This is a genomic window from Streptococcus sp. E17BB, assembly GCF_041807725.1.
Lineage (GTDB): Bacteria > Bacillota > Bacilli > Lactobacillales > Streptococcaceae > Streptococcus > Streptococcus entericus.
In genome coordinates, this window is record NZ_JBGTZC010000012.1 from 1 (window position 1) to 21,049 (window position 21,049).

Annotated in this window: 18 protein-coding genes and 3 tRNA genes; 5 read left to right on the top strand and 16 right to left on the bottom strand. The window is 41.3% G+C overall.

The window, feature by feature from the left end:
* Positions 1-319: 319 nt before the first annotated feature.
* Entirely contained in the window at positions 320-874 is a 555-nt protein-coding gene (locus ACERC7_RS04205; RefSeq protein ID WP_373666215.1) for a hypothetical protein, read from the top strand.
* A 130-nt stretch (positions 875-1,004) separates the two neighbouring features.
* On the opposite strand, the gene ACERC7_RS04210 is transcribed toward ACERC7_RS04205, so the two are convergent.
* The 12 genes from ACERC7_RS04210 to ACERC7_RS04265 form a co-directional block, all read right to left on the bottom strand.
* The gene (locus tag ACERC7_RS04210; protein WP_373666216.1) at positions 1,005-1,409 is read right to left on the bottom strand and encodes a hypothetical protein; all 405 of its coding nucleotides are present in this window, start codon (positions 1,407-1,409) and stop codon (positions 1,005-1,007) included.
* Positions 1,410-1,546: 137 nt separating this feature from the next.
* Positions 1,547-5,056, bottom strand: a complete 3,510-nt coding sequence (gene mfd / locus ACERC7_RS04215; protein WP_373666217.1) for a transcription-repair coupling factor — start codon at positions 5,054-5,056, stop codon at positions 1,547-1,549.
* Positions 5,049-5,618 (bottom strand): aminoacyl-tRNA hydrolase, encoded by a 570-nt coding sequence (pth, locus tag ACERC7_RS04220; protein ID WP_373658723.1) that lies wholly within the window; start codon positions 5,616-5,618, stop codon positions 5,049-5,051. Before pth ends, mfd begins: the two co-directional genes overlap by 8 nt.
* Position 5,619: 1 nt before the next feature.
* On the bottom strand, positions 5,620-6,159 hold the full coding sequence (locus ACERC7_RS04225) for a histidine phosphatase family protein (protein ID WP_373658722.1): 540 nt from the start codon (positions 6,157-6,159) through the stop codon (positions 5,620-5,622).
* 164 nt (positions 6,160-6,323) lie between these two features.
* A complete protein-coding gene (ychF, locus tag ACERC7_RS04230; RefSeq protein WP_373666219.1) occupies positions 6,324-7,439 on the bottom strand; it encodes a redox-regulated ATPase YchF in 1,116 nt (371 codons plus the stop codon).
* Positions 7,440-7,516: 77 nt separating this feature from the next.
* Entirely contained in the window at positions 7,517-7,894 is a 378-nt protein-coding gene (locus tag ACERC7_RS04235) for a helix-turn-helix domain-containing protein (RefSeq protein WP_373666221.1), read from the bottom strand.
* Positions 7,895-7,989: 95 nt separating this feature from the next.
* Entirely contained in the window at positions 7,990-8,187 is a 198-nt protein-coding gene (locus tag ACERC7_RS04240; RefSeq protein WP_373666222.1) for a DUF951 domain-containing protein, read from the bottom strand.
* A gap of 11 nt (positions 8,188-8,198) precedes the next feature.
* The gene (locus ACERC7_RS04245; RefSeq protein WP_373666223.1) at positions 8,199-9,080 is read right to left on the bottom strand and encodes a diacylglycerol kinase family protein; all 882 of its coding nucleotides are present in this window, start codon (positions 9,078-9,080) and stop codon (positions 8,199-8,201) included.
* A 34-nt stretch (positions 9,081-9,114) separates the two neighbouring features.
* Positions 9,115-10,251 carry a DNA polymerase III subunit beta gene (gene dnaN, locus ACERC7_RS04250; RefSeq protein ID WP_373666224.1) on the bottom strand — a complete coding sequence of 379 codons (1,137 nt, stop codon included), beginning with the start codon at positions 10,249-10,251 and terminating at the stop codon, positions 9,115-9,117.
* Between the two features lie 154 nt (positions 10,252-10,405).
* A complete protein-coding gene (gene dnaA, locus ACERC7_RS04255) occupies positions 10,406-11,755 on the bottom strand; it encodes a chromosomal replication initiator protein DnaA (protein WP_373658710.1) in 1,350 nt (449 codons plus the stop codon).
* A 184-nt stretch (positions 11,756-11,939) separates the two neighbouring features.
* Positions 11,940-12,719, bottom strand: a complete 780-nt coding sequence (locus ACERC7_RS04260; RefSeq protein WP_373666225.1) for a ParB/RepB/Spo0J family partition protein — start codon at positions 12,717-12,719, stop codon at positions 11,940-11,942.
* A 65-nt stretch (positions 12,720-12,784) separates the two neighbouring features.
* Positions 12,785-14,005: a S1C family serine protease gene (locus ACERC7_RS04265; protein ID WP_373658708.1), complete on the bottom strand. Its 1,221-nt coding sequence runs from the start codon at positions 14,003-14,005 to the stop codon at positions 12,785-12,787.
* A gap of 138 nt (positions 14,006-14,143) precedes the next feature.
* On the opposite strand from ACERC7_RS04265, the gene rlmH reads away from it, so the two are divergent.
* Positions 14,144-14,623, top strand: coding sequence for a 23S rRNA (pseudouridine(1915)-N(3))-methyltransferase RlmH (rlmH, locus tag ACERC7_RS04270; protein WP_026216570.1), 480 nt, complete (start codon positions 14,144-14,146; stop codon positions 14,621-14,623).
* 9 nt (positions 14,624-14,632) lie between these two features.
* Positions 14,633-15,286, top strand: coding sequence for a YoaK family protein (locus tag ACERC7_RS04275; protein WP_373666226.1), 654 nt, complete (start codon positions 14,633-14,635; stop codon positions 15,284-15,286).
* Between the two features lie 32 nt (positions 15,287-15,318).
* Here the strand turns inward: ACERC7_RS04275 and ACERC7_RS04280 are convergent.
* Positions 15,319-15,392: transfer RNA gene (locus ACERC7_RS04280), tRNA-Arg, on the bottom strand.
* A 124-nt stretch (positions 15,393-15,516) separates the two neighbouring features.
* On the opposite strand from ACERC7_RS04280, the gene ACERC7_RS04285 reads away from it, so the two are divergent.
* A tRNA-Glu gene (locus tag ACERC7_RS04285) sits at positions 15,517-15,588 on the top strand.
* Positions 15,589-15,593: 5 nt separating this feature from the next.
* Positions 15,594-15,666, top strand: a tRNA-Asn gene (locus tag ACERC7_RS04290).
* A 312-nt stretch (positions 15,667-15,978) separates the two neighbouring features.
* Here ACERC7_RS04290 and ACERC7_RS04295 read toward each other — a convergent pair.
* The 3 genes from ACERC7_RS04295 to ACERC7_RS04305 form a co-directional block, all read right to left on the bottom strand.
* A complete protein-coding gene (locus tag ACERC7_RS04295; RefSeq protein ID WP_373666227.1) occupies positions 15,979-18,522 on the bottom strand; it encodes a YfhO family protein in 2,544 nt (847 codons plus the stop codon).
* A 90-nt stretch (positions 18,523-18,612) separates the two neighbouring features.
* Positions 18,613-20,235, bottom strand: coding sequence for an ABC-F family ATP-binding cassette domain-containing protein (locus tag ACERC7_RS04300; protein ID WP_373660195.1), 1,623 nt, complete (start codon positions 20,233-20,235; stop codon positions 18,613-18,615).
* Between the two features lie 156 nt (positions 20,236-20,391).
* A complete protein-coding gene (locus ACERC7_RS04305; protein WP_373658704.1) occupies positions 20,392-21,015 on the bottom strand; it encodes a hypothetical protein in 624 nt (207 codons plus the stop codon).
* Positions 21,016-21,049: the final 34 nt, after the last annotated feature.

The window sequence follows — 21,049 nt, forward strand, 5'->3', positions numbered from 1 at the left end:
AAAATTACTTACTAACGAAGAGTGGAATCTTGTCCAAAAACTCGCTTCCGGAAATGCTTTTAAAGGGAAAAAGAATATCATTACAAAAGTGAAAAAATTAATCAAACAACTTGAAGGTGAGTGATGATCGATTTTCTATGCCAACTCTTGCTGTAGTAACCCCATTTCTTTTTTGAGTCATCCAAGTTTGCTATAAAAACTCCCAGGTTTGTCAACTTTACTTCGATATTGATGTCCGGACACTTTTTAAAAAAGTGTCCTACACAATCTCCTCTAAAAAGATTAAACTAAGTCCATCAAAACGAAATGAGGATACACGATGTATTTGGGACACTATGCTCTAGCAACTGCTGTTAAGGCTAAAAAACCTGAATTGCCTGTTATGCCGATTTTTTTGGCAACAGGAGCCATTGATATTGTTAATGGGATTAACATCATGTTAGGTATCTCAAGGGTAGATCCTAATTTGGAAACAAAACCTTACCTATACTTTGATTTAACCCAAATTGACCGGGATCACTCGCTCTTAATGGGAATCGTTTGTTCCTTAGTCGCAGGTAGCTTAGCCTATTTTTTCTATCGAAAAGATAATACTATTGGCCTGTCAACTACTTTAGTAGCTTTTTCTCACTGGCTACTGGATTTTCCTTTCCATAATGCTGATTTAGTGCTCTATCCTGGCTCTTCACTCAAATTTGGTTGGGGATTATGGAGAGTGATGGGTGAATACGCCTGGCATCTTGAAGTTATCTTTTCTCTTTTCTTATTGATTTACGCCTATCAAACCAGTAAAAAAGAGGCGAAACCATCTGGCCTCAGATCCTCTTTATGGGTCTTCTTATGTGCAATATGTCCCCTTGGTTATCGCCGATGAAAATGGTCGCTAGCTTACCAGAACCTTACACTCACTTACTTCATGGTTTCCTCGTTTTCCTTAGCTTTATTCTGCCTACTTTTATCTTTAAATGGCTCTATCAGCAAACAGGTAAACCCATCAAAACAATTTAATCAATCACTTTAAAAATTAGCTGACCAAGTTCCTCAATACTGAGAGGCGTGGTCGGCTTTTTTAGGAGATAAGTCAAGGTTGACACAACAGCAGATGCTAGTATTTCCAAGGTGATGTCAACTGTTTTGGGGTGGCTGATGGCTAATTTCGGATAAAAATGGTATTTGATAGCTTGTTTCCACTTGTCAATAAAGGCTGGGTTGGGTCTTTTGATCAAGAAAGATTCAAAAAACTCACGGTGTTTGGTCACAAAATCAATCGTCACTGCAACAAATGCCAAATCATCTAGCTTAATCAAGGAACCCGTTCCCTGCATCAACTCAAGCACTATCCTATCTTCAACTTCAACCTTCAGCTGCTCAACATGGTCACAATAGTTATAGAAACTAGACCGTGACAAGGGAGTTGCTTGACAAATAGTAGATACGGTTAGTTTTTACTGGGAATCAGCATAGAGCCCTAAAAATGTCCGATGAAGTGCTAGTTGGGTGTTATTCAGTTCAAATGAAGTAAATGATGGGGTATAGGGATTTATCATCAGTTCGTTTTCTCAGCTTTCCTTGCCCGAATCAATACTAGCTGGTCACCAAAAGCGACTAATTCGCCGAGGATTTGGTGATCCTTGAGTTGTCTGATGTTAAAGACAATCTCGATTTTGCCATCATGCTCACCAATGGTTGCCTTAAGTGTTGTGACTGACAGGGCTTCAAAATAATCTTGAGTGAGGAAGTATTTGAGTGAGGCTTTTTCAAAGACAACCTTGAGCTGGTCCCCCTGTCGATCAACCCTTTCAACAAAGGCAGCATCCAGACAAGCCTTGACCAGACCAATCTCAATCAGATAGGCTACCTGGTCTGGGTACTCTCCAAAGCGGTCAATCAGCTCATCTTGCAAGTCCTGATAATCTGCTCGGCTATTGATTTCACGAATCCGCTTATAAATAGCAATTTTCTGTCGCTCATCAGTGATGTAATCAGATGGCAAGTAGGCATCCATTTGGAGGTTGAGCTCAGCATTGCCCTTCTCTCTGGCAGTTGACTTGCCTTGCTTTTTGGCAATGGCTTCCTCAAGCAATTGACTGTAAAGCTCAAAGCCAACTGAGTCAATAAAGCCAGACTGTGACGCCCCAAGGATATTACCCGCCCCACGAATGGACAAATCCCTCATGGCAATCTTAAAACCAGACCCTAGTTCTGTAAAGCCCTTAATCGCCTCCAAACGCTTCTCTGAGACCTCTGTCAAGACCTTGTCAGGTCGGTACATGAGGTAGGCGTAGGCGATGCGATTGCTACGGCCAACCCGACCTCGAAGTTGATACAAGGTTGACAGACCCATCTTGTCAGCATCCTCGATAAAGAGGGTATTGACGTTAGAAATATCAACCCCTGTTTCAATGATAGTCGTAGCCACTAAAACATCATAAGTCCCAGCGATAAAGTCCAGCAGGGTATTTTCCAGTTGTATCTCCGTCATCTGACCATGGACAAAGCCAATACTTGCCTCTGGCACCAGGTCTTTGAGGTCTGACACTTTCTTGTCAATCGTGTCAACTCGATTGTAAACGTAGAAGACCTGACCACCCCTGTCCATTTCCCGAAGAATCGCTTCGCGGATCATGCCAGGATTAGTCTCCATCACATAGGTTTGAACAGGGTAGCGATTGGTTGGTGGCGTCTCAATCACCGATAAATCACGGATACCAAGCATGGACATGTGAAGGGTTCTAGGAATCGGTGTCGCTGTCAAGGTCAACACATCAACCTTGCTTTTCAACTCCTTTAACCGTTCCTTATGCTTGACACCAAAGCGCTGCTCTTCATCAATGACCAAAAGACCCAAGTCTAGGAAGTCAACGTCTTTTGATAGGAGACGATGGGTGCCGATGATAATGTCAATTTGACCTTTACGCAACTTGTCAAGAGTGTCAACTTGTTCAGCCTTACTTCTGAAGCGACTCAAAACATCCACATTAACAGCAAAATTATCGAACCGCTCACGGAAGTTGTCATAGTGCTGTTGGGCAAGGACAGTTGTCGGCACGAGAACAGCTACCTGCTTGCCACTGTTAACAGCCTTAAAGGCTGCTCGCATGGCAACTTCAGTCTTACCAAAGCCGACATCACCGACCAAAAGACGATCCATAGGCCTATCTTTTTCCATATCAGCCTTGATTTCCTTGATGGAGCGTAACTGATCATCTGTTTCTGCATGAGAAAAATCATCATCAAACTCCCGCTGCTGGTCATCATCTGGAGCAAAGGCAAAGCCCTTGAGCTGGCTACGTTCGGCATACAGTTTCAGCAAGTCATCAGCAATGTCTTCCACCTGCTTAGACACTTTTTGCTTAGCCTTTTGGAAACGACCATCATTGAGTTTATTGATTTTAGGAACTTTGCCATCACTAGCGACGTACTTGGACAAGCTGTCAATCTGATCAATTGGAATGGAAATCCGGTCAGCATGTTGATACTCAATGGTCAAATAATCGCGATGAATTCCCGATACCTTGATGGTCTCAATCCCTAAAAAACGACCGACACCATGAACCTGGTGCACCACATAATCACCTGTTGACAACTCACTGTAATCTTTGATTCGTTCAGCATTAGAGATGTTCTGACGACGCGGACGACGCTTGATTTTTTTATGAAAAATTTCTCGTTCAGTGATGACCACTAAACGCTCATCTGCAAAATAGAAGCCGCTGTTTAGTTGACCAATAGTGGCTTGCACCTGACCTTTTAAAAGCTTGGCAGATTGACAGTATTGTAAATCAAATTGATAATCTTGTAAACTTTTTATTAACTTTTCTAGGCTAGATTCTGTTGTTGCTTGCAAGACAACCGTAGACCCTTGTTTTTGATAACGCGCAATTTCGTCAATCAAGAGAGGGAACTGATTGAAAAATTCCTGCATGGGGTACTGGGTAAAATTGTACAACTGATCGAATTTGATATTGCCCAAGCCCTTATGAAAGGTTGAAAAGAAGGTAGCAGGTTCGTATTTTCTCAACTGTGCGTAGCTATCGGCAAAGTAAGATAAGGTTGACAGAGATTTACCATGTTGTAAATCATCTGTCAAGAGATTGGCGGCTTCTAATTCAAAGCGAGCATGTCGGTCAACTATTTTTTGAAAATTATCAAAGAAAACGGGTGTTCCAGTCGGCAAGTAATCCAGCAAGGTATGAGGATGTTCGTAGAGCAGCGACAGCCATTTTCCAAGATCACGATGGCGATAACCAGCCTCTGTCGTTGACAAGACGTCACTGAAGTAGGGTAGCGCTTCATCAGAAGCCTTCTGGACAGCTGACTGCAAAACCTCCACCAATCGCAAGCGATCCTGCTCATCAAAGAGTAGAGTATCTGCTGGAGTGATAACAACTTGCTCGAGATTATCTAAAGATTTCTGACTGTCAATATCCAAGTATCTAATCCCATCCAGCTCATCGCCAAAGAACTCTAGACGATAGGCCTGATCATCTGTCAACCCATAAATGTCTAAAATATCTCCACGTTTAGCAAACTCTCCTTGGTTGGAGACTTGTGACACCTTGGTATAACCCATAGTTGACAATTTCTTGACAAACGTGTCAAGGTCTACCTCCTGACCAAGCGTTAGCGACAACTGAGCTGACTCATACTGTTGAGGGCTTGGCAGATGAAGTCTGGTGCCAATCAGAGTTGTCACTAAAATACCTGTCGCTGACGGATTTAACAAAAAGTTCAAACTCGTCAAGCGAGACTGGGTCCGGTCTTTTGAGGCAAAGATAAACTCAGCTGCTGGCATATCATCTGCAAAAAAGGTGAAGACATGCTCCTCACCAATAAGGCTGGCTAACTCGTCTGCTATTTTTTCAGCGTCATTCTGACTAGAGGTCACCAGAACCAATTTACCTCTTGTCTGTTCATAGGCAAAGGCAATAGCCAAGCTCTTACTTGACCCTGATAAGCCCATGACAAGCTGACGATTTCTGCTAGAAAGGCTGGATGCCCACTCTTTTAAGGGTTTACTTTGACCAATCAGGTCAATTAAAGTCATCTTATCCATTGTACTGCTGCATTGTCTTTTCAAAGTCCTTGGTTTGCAAATAGAATTTGACAGCACTGTCAACCTTATCCAAGGTATTTAGAATGGTGATGTAATCGTCTTGGTCAAATCTTGTCAAAACATGATTGACCACTGCGACATTCGGTTTTGGACGGCCGATACCAATTTTGATACGGTCAAATTCTTGACTACCGATATGAGCAATGATTGACTTGATACCATTGTGACCGCCAGCTGATCCTTTTTGGCGGAAGCGAATCTTGCCCACTTCCATGTCAAGGTCGTCATAGATGACAATCAAATCCTTGAGGTCAATGTTGTAGAAGGCCAGAATGGCTCGAACGGCAAGGCCACTGTTGTTCATATAAGTGGTCGGCTTGACAAAGTAGACCTTTTGACCATTGATAACACTTTTAGCGATATAGGCTTTGAAGGTTTTATCTTCTGTAAAGGTGGCGTCAAGGTCCTTGACAAGTCTGTCAATGGCCATAAAGCCGACATTGTGGCGGGTCTGGTCATACTTGCTGCCGACATTACCCAACCCAACGATGAGTTTTACCATGCTAGTCTCCTATTTCTATAATTAAGTATTCACCATGTTCCAAGCTAATCTCTTGGTACTTATTGGTGTGTGGAATTTGTTTATTGAAGCAGTAAAGGGCATTGATAACCCCACCATGAGTAATAATTAGAACTGTTTGATCCATTGTTTTTAGTTTATCGTAAAAACGAGAAACTCTCTTGAAAAAATCTGCTGGGCTTTCCCCATTTGGATAGGCTTCTTGATAGGAAAGGGTATTGTAATAGAGACCTGGGTACCATTTTTCTGCCAGCTGATTGTCTAATCCTGATAGGTCACCATTATTGATTTCTCTCAAGTCACTATCAACTGAAAATGATAGTTGGCACTTTTTTGCAATGATGTCAGCAGTCTCTAGGGCACGTAGCAAATCACTAGAAATCATCTGGTCAATCATCAACTGAGTGAGAGATTCAGCAGTTTTAGCAACCTGCTCTCTTCCTAGTGCTGTCAATCCTTGCGAACTCCAGCCACCACGATAGCCTTGCTCATCTTGTCCGTGCCTCATAAGAATAACTGTCATCTTTTTTACCTCAATATCTAAACACCAAAAGGGCTGGAAAAAGGTTCCAGCCGATTTAAGCATCAAATGTCTATCTTTTTCTTGAGAGATAAGTAGGCAAGCCTTAGTCATTAAACGCGTGGTTTATCAAAACAACTTAACACCTAATAGCTCTAAGAAAAATGCTAGACGTTAAATCTAAACTCCATGATGTCACCATCTTGGACAATGTATTCCTTGCCTTCTTCACGCAGGCGACCAGCTTCTTTGACTGCCTTCTCGCTACCATAGTGCATGAGATCGTCGTAACTCATGGTCACCGCACGGATAAAGCCTTTTTCAAAGTCGGAGTGAATGATACCAGCTGCTTGTGGCGCCTTAATCCCCCGCTTGAAAGTCCAAGCACGCACCTCTTTTTCACCAGCAGTAAAGTAGGTGCCAAGCCCTAATAAGTGATAGGCAGCACGGGTCAACTTATCTACACCTGACTCAGTCAAGCCGATGGCTTCTAAGAACTCTGTCTTATCTTCATCTTCCAGTTCAGAAATTTCTTCTTCGGCACGTGCTGAAATGACCACCACTTCTGCATTTTCGGTCGCTGCAAAGTCACGAATTTGCTGGACATAGCCGATATTGTCAGGGTCTGCGACCTTGTCCTCATCGACATTGGCCACATAGAGGATAGGCTTGGTGGTCAAGAGGAAGAGCTGCTTGACAATCTTTTGCTCGTCATCAGTGAAATCAACCGTCCGAGCTGACTTCCCGTCTTCAAGGACAGGCTTGATTTTTTGCAAGATAGTGAACTCCGCAACGGAATCCTTGTCTTTTTGGGTACGCGCCATCTTCTCTACACGCGCATAGCGTTTATTGACACTTTCAAGGTCAGCCAAAATAAGCTCCAAATTGATGGTTTCAATATCCGCAATCGGATCGACAAAGGCGTCTTCACGGCCTTGCTCGCGCATGACATTTTCATCATCAAAAGCACGCACCACATGGACAATAGCGTCCACTTCACGGATGTTGGCCAGGAATTTATTGCCCAGCCCCTCCCCACGAGAAGCGCCTTTCACGATACCGGCGATGTCGGTAAACTCGAAGGTCGTCGGTACTGTCTTTTTCGGTGTGATCAGGTCGGTCAACTTTTGCAGACGATCATCTGGCACCTCCACCATGCCGACGTTTGGATCAATGGTCGCAAAGGGGTAGTTAGCCGCCTCCGCACCAGCTTTGGTAATTGCGTTAAAAAGAGTGGATTTGCCGACATTTGGAAGACCGACAATACCTGCTGTTAAAGCCATAATTTTTTTCTCCATCTAAAAATTCAATCATGATTATTATAGCAGAAAATCAACAAAAAAGCTTGCTCGGTGCAAGCTTATTTTTTTAGCATATTGATAATTGTCACTAACCAAGGGAAAAGCATCAAAAGAACATACCAATGCTCAGATAAGAAATCCCAAAATGTTCGACCTGGACCATCAGATATCGGCCACCAATCTTCCTCATCCTCTTCATCTGAATTAATCACTTTTTCGATGATGACTGGCTCAGGTTTGATTCCTGTCACCAGCTCGTCAAGGGTTACCTCAAAGATTGACGATAGCTTGACAAGGGTGTCAAGGTCAGGTGCCGTTTCACCGTTTTCCCACCGTGAGATGGCTTGACGTGAAAGATGGAGTTGATTAGCTAAGTCATCTTGCGATAGACCTTTTTGATGACGGAAATCTTTTAATTGCTCTGCAAATTTGTTCATACTAGAACCTCGCTTTCTTTTCTCTAGTATAGCTCAAGTCCCATGAGCAAGCAAGAAACAAGAAAAGGAAGTTCGCAACAAAAGGTGGCGAATACTTAAAATTGTAGCACTTTCTTCATCTTCCGCTCAAAATCATGGCGGCTCATCATAACGATGTGCTCGCAGTTGGTGCATTTAATTTTGATGTCAGCTCCTACACGCACAACCTCCCAGCTGTTGGCTTTTTTACCAGTTGATTTGACGGTGCAGGCGTGGGGCTTTTTCATTTCCACAAGGGATCCTAATTGATACATCTGATTCTCCTTTAACTATAAATCCACCTGGTCTGACAGATCAAATTAATACTTGACAACTCTGTCAAGTCACCGTCAATCTGAACAAGCTCAGGCTTTTCAAATTCTATCTCCACCTCTTGCACTACTAAGTGAGAGAGGTGTTTGCTTTTCTCATGACCTTTCAAAAGAATGGTGACTAAGGTCAATAAATTGCCAAAAATCCCTCTATCCTTTGCCCAAACACAGACCATTTCCTTTCTTGTCACATGACTGCTCGTCCAGATGGTCACCCCACCACCGAAAAAGGTGTTATTAGACACAGAGAAGAAAAAGAGATTATCAAGGTCAACAAGTTGACCGTTAACCCTCAGACGGACAGACACAGGGCGAGTGACAAAGAGGGCTTTAATTCCTAGTAAGATATAGACTAACTTGCCCATAGAAAAACGGTTCAAGCCCTTTTTAAGTCCTGATTGCTCAGATAAAGCCACAGTCTGAGCAGCATAGGTAGCGTCTAGGCTGTTCACCACCACTTGCTGGTCATTGGCTAGAACAGTGGTGGCTTTGGGAGCATGGTTGAGCAGTGACCTCATGACCTGTGCCATCGTGAGACCACCTAGCGAACGAGCAAAATCATTACCAGAACCTGCTGGTAAGTAGGCAAAGGGAAGATCAGCTGGCCAGTAACTCAAAGACTTGGACAAGGTTCCATCTCCACCGATGATGAGGAAACGGTCCCTAGACGGCTCAAATTGGCTCAGAATAGTCTTGATATGTCTTTTCTCATCAGTTGCCTTATCTGTGGCAAATAAAGCGTAGGAGAGCTCTGGATAGGCCTTCTTGAGGGTAGCAACCAGCTGAGTAGCTCTGCCATTGCCAGAAGAGGGATTGTAAAGAATATATACTGTCATCTATCTACCAAAAAAGCCCACGAGGAGCTTTTGTTTAATTGGTGCGCACAGGCGTCACGAGTTGGATAAAGTTCTCACTATCATCAGCAGGAGTGAGGGTAAAGGGACGAACAGGAGAGATAAAGCGAATAGTGACCTGTTCACTCTTGATGGCTTTGAGGGCATCAATCAAATAAGTCGGGTTGAAACTGATGGTCAACTTACTGCCTGAGATACTCTCGGTATCAAGTTCCTCGTGAACCTGACCAACCTCTGGCGAATTAGCATGGGCAGCGACAGCCTTACCTGTGATTTCAAGTTTTACTGTCCCATTTTGAGTCGCATTAGACATGAGGTGAGCACGCTCCATAGCCTGACGAAGTTTGCTAGTGGTGAAGACCACTTCTGTGTCGAAAGTCTTTGTCAAGAGGCGGTCGGTATCGGGATAATTCCCCTCAAGCAGGCGCGTGTAAAAAGAAATAGTTTCTGTTCTAAAAAGCATCTGGCTGCTAGAGAAGAAGACTTCAACTGTCTCAACCTCATCATTAAAGACTGCTGAGAATTCTCTTAAGGAACGACTAGGAACAACCACATCAAAGTTATCGCTGGCTTTTTCCAAGTTGATTTGACGTTGGCTCAAGCGGTGAGAATCTGTTGCGACAGCCTTGAACTCTTGATGATGAGATAACACCAGATGCACACCAGTCAAAATCGGACGACTTTCTTGAGTGCTAGCTGCGAAGGCTGTTTCTGCAATCAACTGACGTAACACTTTGGTTTCAAAAACGAGAGGGTTGCTGGTTGAAATTTCTTGCAGACGAGGGTAGAGGTCAACATCCTTACCTTTTAGAATAATTTCAGACTTACCGCTACGAATAACAACTTGTTTTTGTTCAATTTCAGTGACCTCGAGGCTGACATCAGGCAGACTTGACACAACATTGATGAAAAAGTTAGCTTCAAGTAAGATGGCACCTGGTGTCGTAATTAAAAGTCCTGCATCTTCTTGAGAACTTGCAATGGTATGCTCAATTGAAATTTGACCATTTGACCCTGTCAGGGTCAAATAATCTTTCTTAACCTCAATTTTAATTGTAGACAAAATAGGGATAGCATTTTTACTTGAAATAGCTCGCTTGGTGGCATTTAAGGCTTGTAGGAAAAAAGCTTTATTGATGGAAAATTGTAGCATGGCATCTCCTTTATTTTATAAGTATTAGAATTAGTAATAGTAGTAGGTCTTGTTGATAATGGGGAAAAGACAATTATTTATTGAATTAACTAAGCAAAAGCACTGTGGATAACTTGTGGAAAAAGGGTAACTTAGAAAGAAAGTTTTACACAGCCTAGGTCAGTTTACTTTTGATGGTATTGATTTCGATTTCCAGATTGACATCTTGTTCAATCATGTCTTTGATTTTATTATAGGAATGTAGGACTGTTGAATGGTCTCGTCCACCGAATTCTTTTCCGATTTTTGGTAAGCTGTAGTCTGTCATGACACGGGTCAGATAAATGGCAATTTGACGAGCTAAGACAATATTTTGTTGTCGTTTAGTTCCTTTTATATCTTTAACAGCAATGTCATAGAATTTCCCAACTTGTTCTTGAATATCACCAATAGCGATGACTGTTTTTTTGATTTTGTCCGGCTTAATGGCACGAAGAGCCTCAGCAATCAAATCTACGGTAATGATTGTTGCACCTTTAGCATTAGCCACAAGGCTAATATTTTTTAAAGCCCCTTCTAGCTCACGCACGTTAGAATCAAATTGATTAGCGAGATATTCAATAGCTTCTGTCGGGAAATCAAAGGCATAATCTTGTATTTTATCAAGGAGGATAGCCACACGTGTTTCGTAGTCAGGAGGTGTAATGTCCTGTGTTAACCCCCAACTGAAGCGCGTCACAAGACGTTCTTCCAAGTCATTTAGCTGGTCAGGCGCACGGTCACTGGTCAGCACAATTTGCTTGTTATTAGCGTGAAGGGCATTGAAGGTATTAAAAAATTCTTCCTGCGTCCCTGTTTTTTTGGCCAAGGATTGAATATCATCGATGAGAAGGACATCCAGCTCTCGAAATTGATTTTTCAATTCTTCCATGCTGGATAATTTGATGTGGTTGACAAATTCATTGACAAAATCTTCAGTGGTGATGTATTTCACCTTTGCTCTCGGGTTGTCTTCCGATACCTGATTGCCGATGGCATTCAGAAGGTGTGTTTTTCCAAGTCCAGGACCGCCCCAGATAAAGAGGGGGTTATAAACTGTTCCTGGGTTACTGGAAACAGCTAGAGCAGCCGCAAAAGCCCAAGCACTGCCTTTTCCTTGGATGAAATTATTAAAGCGGTATTTTGGATTGAGATTGGCTTGTTGAGGTGAGTGATAGACCTCCTCAACAACTGTTGGTTGAGCTAAGCTAACCTGTCTAAACTCATCGTTTGTGATGTCCTCATCAGTGAGGTAGTTAATCTTAATTTCATCATCATAAACCTCAAAACCAGCTGTTAAAATAATTGATTCAATATTGGTTTGCCAGAAATTTTGTTTGACTTTTGGGACAAGAATTTGGGCAGTCTTATCCTGAACCTTTATCAATTTAGAATCAAGTATAAAATATTCAAAGGTTTTTTCAGTGAATTCTTTTTTTGATAAGTCTAGTATCTTATTCCAAAAGAGATGTTCTTGTTCAGTCATTAGTGTCTCCTTGGTTGCTTGTTCTTCTATTTTAGCATATTTTAATAAAGTTTTCCACAAGTATATTAGTTTCCTTCCACATTGTTAAAACAACTTTTCCACAAGATGTGGAAAAGTTGTGAATTCATTTGATAAGCTGGTTATTTAAGATGAATGACTTGTGGAAAAAGGCTGTTTTTAAGATTTACTTATCAACAGCAATCGTCAACCTGTTGATAAAATTGTCGATATCATCAAAAGAAGAAAATTCAATTTTGAGATGGCCTTTGCCTGCTTGATTGAGAGTGAACTGACAATTTAATCCCAGTTGTTGTTTTAAAAGCATTTCTTGTTCTTTGATAAAACGATCTGATTTTTTTGATGCTTTAACAGGTCTTGTTTTTAATTGCCTTTCGAGTTGGCGCACGGTCCAATCCTTTGCAATGATCGTCTCAAGCCAATTATTTTGGTTTTGTTTAGGGAGGCTTAGTAGCAGTCTAGCATGCCCAGAACTGATACGCTTAGTGATGAGAGCTTTTTTTGCCTGTTCGGTTAAGTTAAGCAGTCTCAGGCTATTTGAGACATAAGGACGAGATTTTCCTAATGTGTTAGCAATCTCGTCATGGGTAACACCTAGTTTATCAATCAATTGCTGATAGGACAGGGCTTCTTCAATGGGATTAAGATCATAGCGCTGAAGATTTTCAATGATAGCTTGCTTCATGCTTTCTTCATCAGTTAGCTCTTTCACAATAGCTTGAATATGCGTTAACTCAGCTAACTGACAGGCCTTAAAACGACGTTCACCAGCAATCAATTCATAGCCAGCAAGAGGTGATTTTCGGACAATAATAGGCTGAATTAAGCCATTTTCTCTGATGGATTGGGCTAGTTCTTCCAATTCTTGTTCTGAAAAGTTCAAGCGTGGTTGATAGGGATTTTTTGAAATGCTATTGATAGGAAGATTGACCAGTTGCTCTGCCATATGACCTGCTTTCTATGATAAAACTCACTTTACTTTATTGTAAAGTGAGTTTTTAATCTTGTCAATTATTGCGTTGAAGAGAGATCTTGAGTTGTTTTTGTCAAGGTGATGTTGACTGTTTTCTTTTCATTTTTTCGATAGAAGGTTACAGTAATTGTATCACCGAGTTTATTTTTATAAAGAACGCTCTGAAGGTCACTGATAGAATGAATCGGCTCATCGTTGATGGCTGTGATGACATCATAAGGTTCAAGTTTGCCCTCTGCAGGCATGCCTTCTTGAGCGCTAGCAACGACAATGCCACTTGTAACGTCATTTGGAAGATTCAACTGACCGTAGAGATTGGCAGCGACGTCGGTGAGATTTGCCATAGTAATCCCGATAACTGGTCGAATGACCTGACCGTTGGTTTCAAGTTGGCTGATAATGGACACAACGTCATTTGATGGAATGGCAAAGCCCATACCTTCGACAGCAACGTTGGTGCGTGATGAGGTGATTTTGACCGAGTTAATCCCGATAATCTGTCCTTTGATGTTTACAAGAGGACCACCAGAGTTACCTTGGTTAATAGCGGCATCTGTTTGGATGGCATTGATTGATACGGTCTGTCCTTTATTGTTGGTTGAGGTCACTGTTCGGCTCAATCCTGAAATGATGCCTTCTGTGACAGAATTGGCATATTCACTGCCAAGTGGACTACCGATAGCGATAGCAGGTTCTCCTAGGGTAAGTGTGGAAGAGTCCGCAAACTGTGCGACAGTTTGGATGGTGTCAGATGAGATTTTGATGACGGCTAAATCGGAATAAGTATCAGCTCCGACCAATTCTCCCTCCAGTCGAGTGCCGTTTGAGAGGATAATTTCGAGTTTTTCAGCTCCTTCAACCACATGGTTGTTTGTCACCACGTAGGCAAATTTGCCATCTTTTTTGTAGATAGCTCCGGACCCTTCACTGTGAACGGCCAATTCTCCAGATTGAGTTGTGGCACTGCTATTGCCAAAAATCCGACTGTATAAATCCTCTTGGCTAACTTGTGTTTGGTAGTTAACCACAGAAACAACAGCATCTTGGATTGTTTTGACCGCTTCAGTGGTGGCTGTTTTGACTTCTGTCTGGTTAATGGTTACCTTACTTTCACTACTATTTGTGGTGGTCGTTGTTTGCGAGATAATGTTATGATTAGGTAAATAGCCGATTAGGGCGTAGGTTGATAGCCCGCCGATGATTCCTGATAAAACCATCAGCACTAAGATAATTAATCGTTTAAAAAACTTAGATGTCATAGTTTATTCTCCTTTTGATGTTGTGGATAATATAATCCCCTTGACTTAATTATATCTTAAAACAGTTAAAAAATAAAGTTTCCACAGTCTGTGGAAAACCTTGTGAATAACAACAATATTTTGTGGTATAATACTATTATGAACATCAAATTAATCAGTGTTGGAAAATTAAAAGAGCACTATCTCAAAGATGGTATTGCAGAATATAAAAAGCGTCTTGGCCGTTTTGCTAAGGTTGATTTGATTGAAGTTGCTGACGAAAAAACACCTGACCGCGCTAGCTTTCTTGAAAATCAACAGATTATGACGAAAGAAGCAGAACGTATTTTAGGTAAGATTGGTGACCGTGATTTTGTCGTTGTTCTAGCTATTGAGGGGAAACAGCTGTCGTCAGAGGATTTTAGCCAGCTTATTCAGGAAAAGATGACGGCAGGTTATTCCACCTTGACCTTTGTCATTGGAGGGAGTTTAGGGCTTTCTGATGCTATAAAAAAGCGAGCTAATGTTAACTTGAGTTTTGGTCACTTGACACTGCCACATCAGCTGATGAGGTTAGTCCTTATCGAACAAATTTACCGTGCTTTTATGATTGCTGAAGGTAGCCCTTATCACAAATAGGAGAATAGTGTGAGGAAACATCGTGTGTTTGATGCCTTTTGGGTAGCCTTTACCATGGCTGCTATCAGCGGGTTTATCAATGCTTATACTTACAACACTCAAGGTGGGCGTTTTGCAGGTGCTCAGACAGGAAATTTAATTTTTCTTGGTCTTCGTTTAGCTGAATTCAAATGGCTTGAGGCCTGGTCTTATTGTTTGCCTATCTTGGTATTTGGTATAGGGCAATTGCTGATTTATGTGATGAAAGACTGGGCGTTATCAGCTGGTTGTCCTTACCATTTGTTAGCGATACGCGTGATGATGGCTCTGCTATTTCTCGCAGCTGTTAGCGCTCCAATGGTCGATAGTGATATCACCATATCGATGCTAGCCCTTTTTTCATCATTTCAAGTTGAAGTGTTTAAGCGAATCGGATCTATCCAGTATGCCAATGTCATGATGACGGGAAATGTTAAGGCAGGTGCTTATCTTTTGTCAGAAGGCTTTTTATCGGGCAATCAGGTGAAAATCAAACAAGGTATGCAAAGATGTGCTGTGTTAATCAGCTTTATTCTTGGCATTATCCTTTCCCATTACCTGTCTGCCTTTTTGGAGGAATTCGATTTATTTTTACTGTTTCCTCCTCTGTTGGTTATTCATAAAGTTATTCGTCAGGAAAAATAAAACAGCCAAGGAAAACCTTAGCTGTTTAACTCTGATTCCAGCAGGATTCGAACCTGCGACCGTTCGCTTAGAAGGCGAATGCTCTATCCAGCTGAGCTATGGAACCATAACAGAACCATTTTACCAAAAACCTTCTCTAGTTGTCAACGGCTAAAAAGTTCAAAAAAGTTGAGCAGTAGACTAGACAAAACAAAAAATATCTGCTAAACTAATAAAGTATTAAACGACACGCTCCGTTGGTCAAGGGGTTAAGACACCGCCTTTTCACGGCGGTAACACGGGTTCGAATCCCGTACGGAGTGTTCTATCCGCCATAGCTCAGTTGGTAGAGCGCATGACTGTTAATCATGATGTCACAGGTTCAAGCCCTGTTGGCGGAGTATAAAGTACATAGAAACGTTGAAAAATCAACGTTTTTTTCATTTTTCAAATATGAGATGCTTATATTTGAAAAATGAAAAGTTAGGAAGTTAGTAAAATCATTTTTATAGATATTAACGTAGAAATAGTAAATCAAAAAAGTTACTATTTTTTAGACAAAAAGAAATAACCCGTCCCTACTTTTGAGCGAGTAGGACGGGTTATATCTGAAATACGAGCCACCGTCTTAAACGGTTCTGCGTTGAGCTGAGTTCCCGCTCAGCTCTTTTCTATTTCCATTATATCATTTCTAAAATAAAGAGCAAGTTTCATCACATTTGATGGTGGCAATTTTGGACATTTGATTGCTTGATGAGTTGCCGTTTTCGATGAGAATAAAATAAAACAAAAGAAATTATTCCGATGCTGGAGAGTATAGTTGCTGCTTTTAGCCCATTTGGGACAAAGGTCAATACAATTTCTCCATGCCCTTTTTTGGCATCTAGGAGGATTAAACCACCGTTAGCAGATTTGACAGGAAGTGGTTGCCCATCTTGTTTAGCTGTCCATCCCTTATCATAGGGGAGGGTGACCAAAAGCGAGGCGTCAGCCGGGCTATCATAGGTAATCGAGACTTGATTGCCGGCAGATGTCACATTCACTGCTCGGCTATTGACCTGATCGATCGCTTGCTGATAAGCTAAGGTATCCAGAGCATAGATATTGGGTTTATGGAAGCTGACATCAGTTGTCTCAGGAAAAATCAGCTCAATCTCAAGGTTTTGAGCAGAGGCATAATACCCTAAATCAAATAATGAAAAAGCATTGTCACGGGTAAAACTCATCAACTGCCCATTGATAAGAATTTTTGTTTCTTTATTATCTGGATTTGACGAGGTGGTATGAGGCAAACTCAGATAAACTTGACTATTTGAGGTGACCTCAATGCTAAAATTAGCACTAGATGAACCATCGTCTTTTTTGACAGTTGTGACAAGTTGCTTGTCAACATCTGTTAGGTTATCTGTAAAGCTTGACAATTTATAAAAATACGTATGATTAAGACCTGATAACTGATTGAGTAGCTTGGTTTGGTTGTCAAGTGTATTGACAGTGAGGTCAAAATCAGTAAATGGTTCCTTAGTCAGAATAGCTAATTGGCTAGCATTACGATTTTCATAAAGAAACATCTCACCAATTTGGTTTCCAAACTCAAAGCCATATTTATTAAGGGGGTTATGATGCAGATTGAAAGTGATGTTGAACAGACTGTCAGCAATTAAGGTATTGTTTTGGTAACGCAGATTGAGATTTGTGCCGTCAGATCGGAAACCAAATTTATCCAATAATTGGCTAGATTGACGGTTACGAACAGATGAAAATTGAGAAATCCCGTTATAACCAAACTTCATGCTATCATTACCTGTTTGTGGTAGCAACCTTTCCATGCGAAAGAAAGTTGCATGCTTATCCTTTGCAGACTTGACAAGGTTGTCAATATCTGACAACTGTCTCTCATAGCTATCACGTGATGGAAAATGCCATTCTTGGCTTAAAGCGTTTAACTGATAGTAACTGTTGACACTTATTTCAAAAACTGTAAAGAAAAGTGTCAAGACAATGTAAAGTTTATATGGAATTTGTTTAGCGTGAAAACTAACAAATATAATGAGATAAGCCAACAGGAACAAGGCTGTTATCCCAAATTGCTCAATGTGTAAAAAAGGGTAGTGAGAGCGGAAGTAGACTATTGCTGAAAAACCAACTAGTAGGAAAGCAAACACGGTGATAAGGTGTGCCCATTTGACCTTTTCAAGATGCTCTAAAGTTTTCCCAGCTAGATAAATAATGCTAATGGAAAAGACCCATGAGTAGCGATGAAGAAACATATTTGGCGCATGCATCCCCTGCCAGAACAAGTCTAATGGCTCCAAATAAAAGCTAGCTATAATTGTCATCAAAAGCAGTGCATAGGCGAGTTTAACGGGCCATTTGATAGATTTTATTGTGAAAAATAGCAGAGCGAGAATCAGGGGCAACAAGCCAACATAAATCATCGGAATGGCTCCGAATTTAGTGGTATCATAGCTACCGACAAAATTTTTAGCAAATAAATCCAGATACCAAGATTTTTCTGTCAAGATTTTTGACAACTTTGTCAAGGTTTCACCATGTGTTCTCAAATCCAGATAGGTTGGAAGGAGCATGACGGCACTGATTAAACCAGATAAAACAGAACAAATGATAAAATCAATGATTGAGCGCAAGCGGTTCTTGACAGACTCTGTCAACTGAACTAAAAACCATAGACTGATAAAAATGGCTGTCATATACCCAAAGTAGTAATTTTGGATAAAGAGTGTGGTTAAAGCAGTGACATACAACCAGTAACTTTTCTGATGAATCAACCGATGCAAACCAATTATAATCAGAGGAACTATGATAAAGACATCCAGCCACATGTTGATTTCAATTTGGCTTATGCTAAAACTCATCAAGGCAAATGATGTTGATAGACTGATAAGTAACCAATGATTGGCTTTTTTATAAATAGTTGACAGACTTGTAAAGGTTGACAAACCTATCAAACCTACCTTGACAAGTGTAAATAAGTAGAGCGCATCAGGCATCGACTTGACATCAAAAAAGTAAACCAAAGGAGACAAGAAACTGCCTAAATAGTAGCTCATTAACGCATAAAAATTAAGCCCTAAACCACTTGTAAAGCTGTAGAAAAGACTATCTTGACCGTGCAGGATATTTCTCAGTGTTGTTGCAAAAATGGCATACTGATGAAAACCGTCACTGGCTAGGATAGTGGTATCGCTTCCCCACCAGATATTTTGGATTGACAAACTAATTGACAGTATTGTCAAGGGAATAAAAAAGCTAGCAAGAAAAAAGAAATATTTTTGTTTCATGGATTATTTTTAAGAAAGAGAGCTGGTTACCCAACTCTCCATAGATTATTGTGCCCAAAGAGCCTTAACCTTGGCTTGCACTTCAGCATTTTCAAGGAATTCATCATAAGTCTCGTCAATACGGTCGATTACCCCATTTTTAGAAATGACCAAGATGTGGTTAGCGAGTGTCTGGATAAACTCATGGTCATGGCTGGCAAAGATAATGGATTCTTTGAATGCTTTGAGACCGTCGTTGAGAGCCGAAATAGATTCCAAATCCAAGTGGTTGGTTGGGTCATCAAGGATGAGAACATTAGACTTGAGGAGCATGAGTTTGGATAGCATAACACGCACTTTTTCGCCCCCTGACAAGACGTTGACAGGCTTGAGAGGCTCATCACCTGAGAAGAGCATGCGGCCTAAGAAACCACGCAAGAAGGTGTTATCATCCTCTTCCTTGTTGGCAAATTGGCGGAGCCAGTCAAGGATAGACTCGCTGCCAGCGAAGTCTTTGGTGTTGTCTTTTGGCAGGTAGCTGCGAGAGGTAGTCACGCCCCACTTGATTGTTCCCTCGTAATCAATTTCTCCCATCAAGGCACGGATGAGAGCAGTTGTTTGAATATCATTTTGCCCGATAAGAGCAGTCTTATCGCCCGGACGTAGGATAAAACTGATATTGTCCAAGATAACCTCACCGTCGATGGTTACTTTCAGGTTTTCAACGGTCAAGAGGTCGTTACCAATCTCGCGTTCAGACTTGAAGTTGACAAAGGGGTATTTACGGCTGGACGGGACAATTTCTTCCAGCTCAATCTTATCCAACATCTTCTTACGAGAGGTGGCTTGTTTAGATTTAGAAGCGTTCGCTGAGAAACGAGCAACAAATTCTTGGAGTTGCTTGATTTTCTCTTCTGCCTTAGCATTGCGGTCAGCTTGCAGGCGAGCAGCCAATTCAGAAGATTCTTTCCAGAAGTCGTAGTTACCAACGAAAATCTTGATTTTACCGAAGTCCAAGTCAGCCATGTGGGTGCAGACCTTGTTTAGGAAGTGACGGTCGTGAGACACCACGATAACGGTATTGTCAAAATCAATCAAGAAGTTCTCCAACCAAGTGATGGACTGGATGTCCAGACCGTTGGTTGGCTCGTCTAAGAGGAGTACATCAGGCTTACCAAAGAGGGCTTTGGCAAGGAGCACCTTGACCTTATCGCCGTTAGCAAGTTCGCTCATATTTTGGTAGTGGAGGTCCTCAGAGATATTGAGGTTTTGGAGCAATTGAGATGCTTCGCTCTCTGCTTCCCAACCCCCAAGCTCGGCAAAAGCACCCTCTAGCTCAGCCGCACGGACACCATCTTCCTCAGAAAAATCTTCTTTCATGTAGATGGCGTCTTTTTCTTTCATAATGCTGTAAAGCTCATCATTGCCCATGATAACCACGTCAATGACACGCTCGTCCTCATAGTCAAAGTGATTTTGACGCAGGACAGAGAGACGCTCATTTGGACCTAGTGACACGTGACCAGTTGTTGGCTCAATATCGCCAGCCAGGATTTTCAAGAACGTTGACTTACCAGCACCATTAGCACCAATCAGACCATAGGTGTTGCCCTCAGTGAATTTAATGTTGACATCGTCAAAAAGTTTTCGGTCGCTAAAGCGAAGCGACACATCAGAAACTGTTAACAAACGTATTACCTCATTTTTTCTATAATCCCCTTTATTTTACGATAAAGTCGCTGTTTTTTCAAGGGAAATAGCAGAGCAGAAAGAGGATTTTGGCAAAAAATAACTTGACAGGATTGTCAATCTTGTCAAGTTCTTTTGATGAAACACAAGGTACGATTAGAAATTATAGAAATTTGTCTCAGTGCTAGCATATCCTGTGTAGTTTGAATTTCTATAATAGCGTGTAACAATTTTCCATTGTCTGTTTCCAAGGTGAAGGTAAATATCTGAAATATAGTAAGGATATGGAGCACGTGAATCTTGCCAAGCACCATAGAGGTTAATTGCTGTGTAAGCTGCCCCTACTAACCAACCGTAGGGTCCTATCGCAGCGCCTAGTTTACCAATCAAATAGCCTATACCTAAATCAGCAATACTATTAGAAAAGCTGTTAGCAAGTTTATTACCGTAAACGGTCTTAACGTGGTTCCATCTATTAGCATCGTATGACCTGAAAGAAGTGACATTAGTGTTCGTATAGGTGGAAAAAAATTCACCGTTTAAATAAACACCATCTAAACGAAGTTCTACTGTTTCAATTGTCCCATTCGGGTAATGGACTTGTACGGTTTGTTTATTGATTTCTACAATTTTTATGTCATCAATATTGATAGAACTAGTTTGTGTCATTCTAGGTTCTTCAGTTAGTTCATCTGCGACCACAGCGACGCTTGGTAAAAAAGTGGAGAATAGTGTCAGTGCTAGGAAGCTAGTAGCAGTAGATTTGAGTAATCGTCTCATAACGACCACCTCATTTTATTTGATTTTTTTATAA